The sequence below is a fragment of the Collinsella aerofaciens genome (genome assembly GCF_028209625.1).
Taxonomy (GTDB): domain Bacteria; phylum Actinomycetota; class Coriobacteriia; order Coriobacteriales; family Coriobacteriaceae; genus Collinsella; species Collinsella aerofaciens_AM.
In genome coordinates this window covers 1-6810 of the sequence record NZ_JAQLDU010000029.1, presented here as the reverse complement: position 1 = coordinate 6810, position 6810 = coordinate 1, and the positions used below count along the sequence as shown (strand labels likewise).

Annotated in this window: 6 protein-coding genes; 2 read left to right on the top strand and 4 right to left on the bottom strand. The window is 57.4% G+C overall.

Features of this window, described 5'->3' with window-relative positions:
• Positions 1-171: 171 nt before the first annotated feature.
• The 3 genes from ftsH to tilS all read right to left on the bottom strand — a co-directional run bounded on the left by ftsH (position 172) and on the right by tilS (position 4549).
• Positions 172-2250, bottom strand: a complete 2079-nt coding sequence (gene ftsH / locus PMW70_RS09510) for an ATP-dependent zinc metalloprotease FtsH (RefSeq protein WP_271744720.1) — start codon at positions 2248-2250, stop codon at positions 172-174.
• 61 nt (positions 2251-2311) lie between these two features.
• Complete coding sequence (gene hpt / locus PMW70_RS09505; protein ID WP_271744719.1) at positions 2312-2860, bottom strand: hypoxanthine phosphoribosyltransferase; 549 nt, start codon at positions 2858-2860, stop codon at positions 2312-2314.
• 147 nt (positions 2861-3007) lie between these two features.
• On the bottom strand, positions 3008-4549 hold the full coding sequence (gene tilS / locus PMW70_RS09500) for a tRNA lysidine(34) synthetase TilS (RefSeq protein WP_199586896.1): 1542 nt from the start codon (positions 4547-4549) through the stop codon (positions 3008-3010).
• A 48-nt stretch (positions 4550-4597) separates the two neighbouring features.
• On the opposite strand from tilS, the gene PMW70_RS09495 reads away from it, so the two are divergent.
• Positions 4598-5407 (top strand): MBL fold metallo-hydrolase, encoded by an 810-nt coding sequence (locus PMW70_RS09495; protein WP_118270802.1) that lies wholly within the window; start codon positions 4598-4600, stop codon positions 5405-5407.
• 81 nt (positions 5408-5488) lie between these two features.
• Here PMW70_RS09495 and PMW70_RS09490 read toward each other — a convergent pair whose 3' ends face one another.
• A complete protein-coding gene (locus tag PMW70_RS09490) occupies positions 5489-5920 on the bottom strand; it encodes an Hsp20/alpha crystallin family protein (protein ID WP_271744718.1) in 432 nt (143 codons plus the stop codon).
• Positions 5921-6195: 275 nt separating this feature from the next.
• Between PMW70_RS09490 and PMW70_RS09485 the strand changes: the two genes are divergently transcribed.
• Positions 6196-6663, top strand: a complete 468-nt coding sequence (locus tag PMW70_RS09485) for a hypothetical protein (protein WP_271744717.1) — start codon at positions 6196-6198, stop codon at positions 6661-6663.
• Positions 6664-6810: the final 147 nt, after the last annotated feature.

The following is a 6810-nucleotide window of genomic DNA, read 5'->3' as shown; positions in this document are numbered from 1 at the left end:
CCTGCGGGGCATTTCCGATGCCTCCCTTTTCTCGAACCTTAATTTCAAAGTCCAAGAAATGGGATGCAGTTCAAATGCGTGAAAACGCTCATTTAAGTCTGTCCCCAATCAACATTGCGCTTAAAAGAAAAGCCTCCACAGGTTTCCCCGCGGAGGCTTTCGCTACAAGAACTATTTGTCGGCGTCGGTGTTGCCGTCAGCGTTGACAGCATTGCCATCGCCAGCATCATCGGATGCGGCTTCGGCATCCTCCTGCATGGCCGCCTGCGCAAAGGCCGCGGCATCAGCCGCCAGCTCCTCCTCGCTCATGCGAGGCGCACGCTTCTTGGTCGGCATGCCGGCCGCCTTGGCATTGCGCTCCTCCTTGGCCGCCAGGATATCGCCCTCGCGCTCAAGGTAAGCGTCCCACTCGTTGTCGAGCAGGGCGTTCACAGCGTCGCCTTCAACGGTCTCGCGCTCAAGCAGCACCTTGGCCATCAGATCGAGTTGATCGCGGCGGGCATCCAGGATCTCGACCGCACGGCGATGGGCTTCGCGCATGATGCGCTGAACCTCGATATCGATGCGGCGCGCCGTCTCCTCAGAGTAATCCTGGTGATCGGCGTAATCGCGACCAAGGAACACCTGATGCTGCGCCTCGCCAAAGACCTGCGTGCCCAGCTCCTCGCTCATGCCCAGGCGCGTGACCATCTCGCGCGCCATCTTGGTCGCGCGCTCCAGATCGTTGCTCGCGCCCGACGTGATGTCGTCGCACATGAGCTCCTCGGCAACGCGACCGCCCAAGAACACGGCGAGCTCGTCGAGCATCTCGTTCTTGGTCTTGAGGAAGTGATCCTCCTGCGGAAGCTGCAGTGTGTAGCCCAGGGCCTGACCGCGGCTGACGATCGAGATCTTATGAACCGGATCGGAATGCTCCAAGATGTGGCCCACCAAAGCGTGACCGCTCTCGTGGTAGGCAATCGTGGTGCGCTCGGCTTCGGTCATCACGCGACCCTTGCGTTGCGGTCCGGCAATCACGCGCTCCATCGACTCCTCGACCTCGTCCATCGAGATCACAGAACGATGACGGCGAGCGGCCAGCAGCGCAGACTCGTTGAGCAGGTTCGCCAGATCGGCACCAGTAAAGCCAACGGTCATCTGGGCGAGCTTCTCAAACTTAACGTCCTCGTCCATCGGCTTGTTCTCAGCATGCACGCGCAAGATCTGCTCGCGGCCCTTCACATCCGGACGGTCGACCGTAACTTGACGATCAAAACGGCCGGGGCGCAGCAATGCCGGGTCCAGAATATCGGGGCGGTTGGTGGCGGCGATCAGGATGACCGACTCGCTTTCCTCAAAACCGTCCATCTCGACCAGCAGCTGGTTGAGCGTCTGCTCGCGCTCGTCGTGGCCGCCGCCCAAACCGGCTCCGCGCTGACGTCCCACGGCATCGATCTCGTCAATAAAGATGATTGACGGAGCCTGAGACTTGGCCTCCTTAAAGAGGTCACGCACACGGCTGGCGCCGACACCCACGAACATCTCGACAAAGTCGGAACCCGAGATGCTAAAGAACGGCACGCCCGCCTCGCCGGCAACGGCCTTGGCCAGCAACGTTTTACCGGTGCCCGGAGGGCCCACCAGCAACACGCCACGCGGGATCTTGGCGCCCAGCTTGCGATAGCGATCCGGATCGCTCAAAAAATCACGGATCTCCTCGAGCTCCTCGACTGCCTCGTCCACGCCGGCAACGTCCTCGAACTTGACCTTGGGACGCGTAGCCTCGTTGGTCTTGGCATTGGTCTTGCCAAACTGCATGTTCCTATTATTGGCGCCCATCATCTGGCGCATAAAGTAGAACATGATGGCGATCAGGGCAATCGTCGGCAGCACACTCATCGCCAAGTCGCCCCAAAAATCGGGGTCGTTGGTGTTGACGATGTACTTGGTATCGGGGTGCTCCGCCATAAGCTCGGCAAGCGAATCGGAGCCGACATAGGTCGAGGAAAAGCTCTTGAGCTCGCTCGTATCGCCCTTGTCCTTTTTCGTCTTCCAGTAATGACCCGCCACGCTTCCGTCTTGAACCGTATAGGTCAAATCTTCGACGCGATCCTGCTTAATGGCGCTCACCATCTCGCTCGTCGCGAGCTTTACGGTATTGCTGGAATTGGCAAAGCCGGAGCCCATGTTAAAGAAGGCGTAGCCCAGAAGCGCGCAAGCCAAAATAAAATACAGCCAGCCCGTACGCGTGGGCTTCTTGCCTCCGGGCATCCCCGGGATCTTAGGCTCCCGGGGAGTCTGGGAATTGTTATCGTTACGGTCGTCGGGCATCTTACGAATAAACCTCCGGTTTCAAAATGCCCAGATACGGAAGGTTACGATAGCGCTCGGCATAGTCGAGGCCGTAGCCCACCACAAAGGCATCGGGGCAATGGGTTCCAACATACTTGGGCGTGACGGCCGAGGTACGGTCCTCAACGTCCTTCCACAGGAAGGCGGCGACCTCCAGAGAAGCGGGCTTGCGGCTCTCGAGGTTCTTCATCAGGTACTTGAGGGTCAGGCCCGAGTCCAGAATGTCCTCGACGATCAGCACGTCGCGACCGCGGATGTCGATATCCAAGTCCTTAATGATACGCACGATACCCGAAGACTTCACGCCGTCGCCATAGCTCGAAACAGCCATGAAATCGATGTTGGTCGGCAGCTCGATCTTGCGCATCAGGTCGCCCATAAAGACCACGGCGCCGCGCAGGACCGCAATCAGTACCAGATCCTTACCCGCGTAGTCGCGCGTAATCTCCTCGCCCAGGCGAGAAACGATACCGTCGATATCCTCCTGCGTAAACAGAACCTTCTCGATATCCGGATGTTGAGAAGCCATGACAACCCTTTCTTGTGTTTATCGCCCACACACCGCCGTATGGACGCGAACTACACATTCTAGCAGCGCACGGGGTATATTTTCCAGCCCGCGCACCATCAGCGCGGGAATACCGTCAACGCCGCACAGAAAAGCTGGTGCGAGGGGCTAATCCGCATCAACCACGCGAAGCAGATAAGCCACACGCGTCGCCGCCGTACACTTAAAGCGCTCGTCCGCGCGAACTCCGGCGACCCACACCACGGCACCCCCCGGCGCCGTCCTCACCATGGGCACGCCGGCGCGCTCGGAAACGGGAATGCGGGCCTCTCCTAGCAAGTCGGATACCTTCTTGCTTCGGCCACTCATCCCTAACGGGCACATCACGTCTCCCGGTGTGGGACCGTCCACCCACAGGCGCGCCAATCGCGCCTCGGCGGGAATCTCCCCACGCGAGCCCGCCAGGATCCGCTCGCTATCGCTGTCGGCAAAACCCAGGGCAGCCGCGTCTACCAAAGCTGTCGCTTCCCCGGCAGCCGCAAGCTCACGGGCGCGGCGCACGATATCGCATCCCGGCTCAACGGCCATCGGTTCTGTGACCAGCATACGTCCCCCGCCCAACGGCAAGCGACCGGGTACGGTAACCCAGTCCGCGACCAGGCCCTCGCGAGCCACCGGCGCCTTAAACGCCAGCATGCCAAACTCAACGCGTGCGTCAATTCCCGCCGGCAGTGTGACCGAACCCGAGTCTTCGGCGACACAGGCGAGCACGCGCTCCACATGTCGCATCTCTGGACGAGCGTCCGGATCGATGCGTTTGATCGCCAGCCTCACGATGCGCCGCGCGATTACCACCTCAGCCGCGGCCAGTCGACGAGCGTCAAGGACCAGTGCACCCGCCGCCTCCTTACGCAGGCAGTTTCGGAACGCCTGCGCGGAAAGCTGGGAAAGAAAGGCATCCTCATCGCCTAAGATCTCGCAGGCGGCGCCAATCGTCTTACAGACGCTCGCGTTGCGCTGCGCCACCACCGGCATCACCCGATGGCGCACATAGTTGCGCAAGTACGAAACGTCCTCGTTGCTTTCATCTTCACGCCACGGTTGACCATGCACCTGCAGATAGCCCACGAGCTCATCATGAGTCAGGTCGAGCAAGGGACGCACCACGATATTCCTCCGGCGAGGAATGCTCGATAGACCAGCGGGCCCCGAACCCTTAATCGCGTTCATCAAAAACGTTTCCGCGCGATCCGAAGACGTGTGCGCGGTGCAGATACGAGCCGCCGTTCGCGGTGCCCCCGTCTGGGCGCAGAGCTCGCGAACATATCTTCGCGCCGCGGCATAACGCACCTCGCGCGCCGCCGCCTCGATATTGCCCGATTCATCATCAAAATAGGCATGTTCAACACACAGCGGCAAGCCATATTGCGCGCAGAGCTCACGCACAAAGGCCTCGTCGCCATCGGACGCCTCACCACGCAGATGATGGTTCACATGCAGCACGTGCAGTCGCTCGCGCGCGATGGGGGCAACACCGCGTCCGTCTTGGATATCCAGCTTTGATGTGCACGCCATAAGGAGCAAAGCCGTCGAGTCCGCGCCGCCTGATACCATGAGCACGACAGGAGCAGCCTGCTGCCGCGTTGCCAAGGCTTTATCATCAGCCCACGATGCAGCATGGTGTCCATAATGCTGAGATACCGTTGGCATTTGCTTCCTCCTCTATTCGTTCGCACCCATTGTATCCTTTGGAATCTTATGTCTCGTCTGCACCTTCATATCCTCGGCAGTGGCTCAAAAGGCAACTGCGCGCTCATCGAAGGCCCCCGAGGGCTCATCATGATTGACGACGGTCTTTCTCGCCGCGAGACATTAAAGCGCATGGCAGAACTGGGGCTCTCGGCAGATAACGTCTCGGCTCTTCTCATCACTCATGAGCACAGCGACCACATCAAAGGTCTCGATGTCTGGTGCAAGCACTGGCACGGCCCCCTCTATGCCAGCAGGGGCACACTTTCGAGCAAAGAAAATCTTTCGCATCTGCCTGTCGAGGAATTCGATCCCGGTGACACCCTATCCATTGCCGGCATCCACGTGCAAACCTACTCAACGTCACACGATGTCATCAATCCAGTCGGCTATCGATTCGACACCCTCGATAATTCCATCGGCTTTGCCACCGACACCGGAGAGCTATCGAGCCAAGCCATGAACACCCTCAAAGATTGTCGAGTCCTCGCACTCGAAAGCAACCACGATGTGACCATGCTGCGCGAGGGAGAATATCCCCGCTTTCTTCAGGAGCGCATCCTGTCTGCAAGGGGGCACCTCTCCAACGACCAAGCCGCCGAAGCCGCGCGCGAACTCGTTACCGATCGCACCGAACAGCTCATTGCCATGCATATCAGCCAAGATAATAATCGCCCGAGCCTTACCGTCAAAAGCTATGCCAAAGCTCTAGCCGCAACCTTGGATGACGAGGTCGGCAGCTCCGCCACCCTTCTCCAAGGATCGCGAAAACTCTCGATACGCCCCGCAAGCCAGCATCGGCCAGCAACTATTCAATAACTGTCCTAAACAGCAAAAGGGGCCGGGAATCGCTTCCCAGCCCCTTTTGCTGTCTTTTAATAGCGCAGAACACCAACGAAGTTAGTCGATGGAGATCTTCGTAACGTTCTTCTTCTCGACGATCTTGGGAACCGTAACGGTCAGGATGCCGTCAGCGTACTTAGCCGAGAGGCCCTCGCTCGAAGCGTCCTTCAGATATACGCCACGCGTCGCGCTGTACGAGCTAAACTCCTTCTGCAGGAAGTTCTTGCCCTCGTTCTCCTCGTTCTCTTCGACATTCACGCTAATGGACAAACGGCCCTCGTTAAGCTCGACATCGATATCGTCCTTGGCGACGCCGGTCAGATAGGCCTTGACCTCATAGCCATCGCCCTTATCCTCAACGTCAACGGGGAACGCCTTAGAGGCAATCGAGTTGTTTGCAAGGTCGGTCATATCATCAAACAGATCGAACAGCGAGCTAGCAGAAGGACGAACGCCAAAAACCGAACGATAAGGAACCATGCTTGCCATGTTTACCACTCCTTTTAAGGACTGCCGAGTCATCTTCTAGGTGACTGGGACTTCTTTTGACGCTCATATATATGCCCAACCGCTTCTTATATATACATCGACTATAAAGTTTTTTGAGTCTATTGGTATAAGCATATCTAAGTCTATTTGACTAAGGTTTTGTCTAATAAACGGAATTTGAACGAAGGCTTAAATAATGTATGCAATCCCATCAAAACAAGACGGCTGGCTTACAATGGGCGCATACACGATATTGATGACGAACTAAGGGCATCATGGACGATCAAAAACAGGACAACACGTTTATGCCGGAGCAGGACGAAGTATCCAGCCCGCAACCGATTCGATTCCATCGCCCCCACATCTCGCAAGAGCCCATCAATGACCCAGAGCCCGAATATGTGACAAGAAACCGATATCAAACACTCGAAGATGCGCAAACGGGACGCAAGCATATGGGTGTGGCCTCGGGTGACCCTGTGTATCTGAAAGACGCACCATTATCTAAAAACAGCGCAAATAGGAATGAGCCGATGAAAGCATCCGCCGCTCATCGACAAAGAGGGCCTCGACCCAAGCAAACCTTGACGCACTCGGCTCGCTATCTCGAAACGCCAAAACAGGGAAAATCAATCTTCGTTTCGTCAAGTAAACGACGCAAGCAGCATCGACTGACAATCCTGCTAATGATCATTGTGGCCATAGCAGTTGCCCTCGTTATTCGATTTATTTTCTTTAAATAAAAGCTCAATACCAAAAACGATAAGATCGTCTGGTGTAATTGAGTCATTTACGCCCCGTAAACGCAAAAATGGGGGAGGCCGCGAGGCCTCCCCCTTTTCCATTCCATTGACGGCTCGGTGCCGTCCACCGGTCAGCGGCGCCCTGGC

What these genes read in the sequence shown, in the direction of transcription:
- ftsH (WP_271744720.1), bottom strand. Translation starts at nt 2,250, where the DNA reads ATGCCCGGAGGCAAGAAGCCCACGCGTACGGGCTGGCTGTATTTTATT.
- hpt (WP_271744719.1), bottom strand. Translation starts at nt 2,860, where the DNA reads ATGGCTTCTCAACATCCGGATATCGAGAAGGTTCTGTTTACGCAGGAG.
- tilS (WP_199586896.1), bottom strand. Translation starts at nt 4,549, where the DNA reads ATGCCAACGGTATCTCAGCATTATGGACACCATGCTGCATCGTGGGCT.
- PMW70_RS09495 (WP_118270802.1), top strand. Translation starts at nt 4,598, where the DNA reads ATGTCTCGTCTGCACCTTCATATCCTCGGCAGTGGCTCAAAAGGCAAC.
- PMW70_RS09490 (WP_271744718.1), bottom strand. Translation starts at nt 5,920, where the DNA reads ATGGCAAGCATGGTTCCTTATCGTTCGGTTTTTGGCGTTCGTCCTTCT.
- PMW70_RS09485 (WP_271744717.1), top strand. Translation starts at nt 6,196, where the DNA reads ATGGACGATCAAAAACAGGACAACACGTTTATGCCGGAGCAGGACGAA.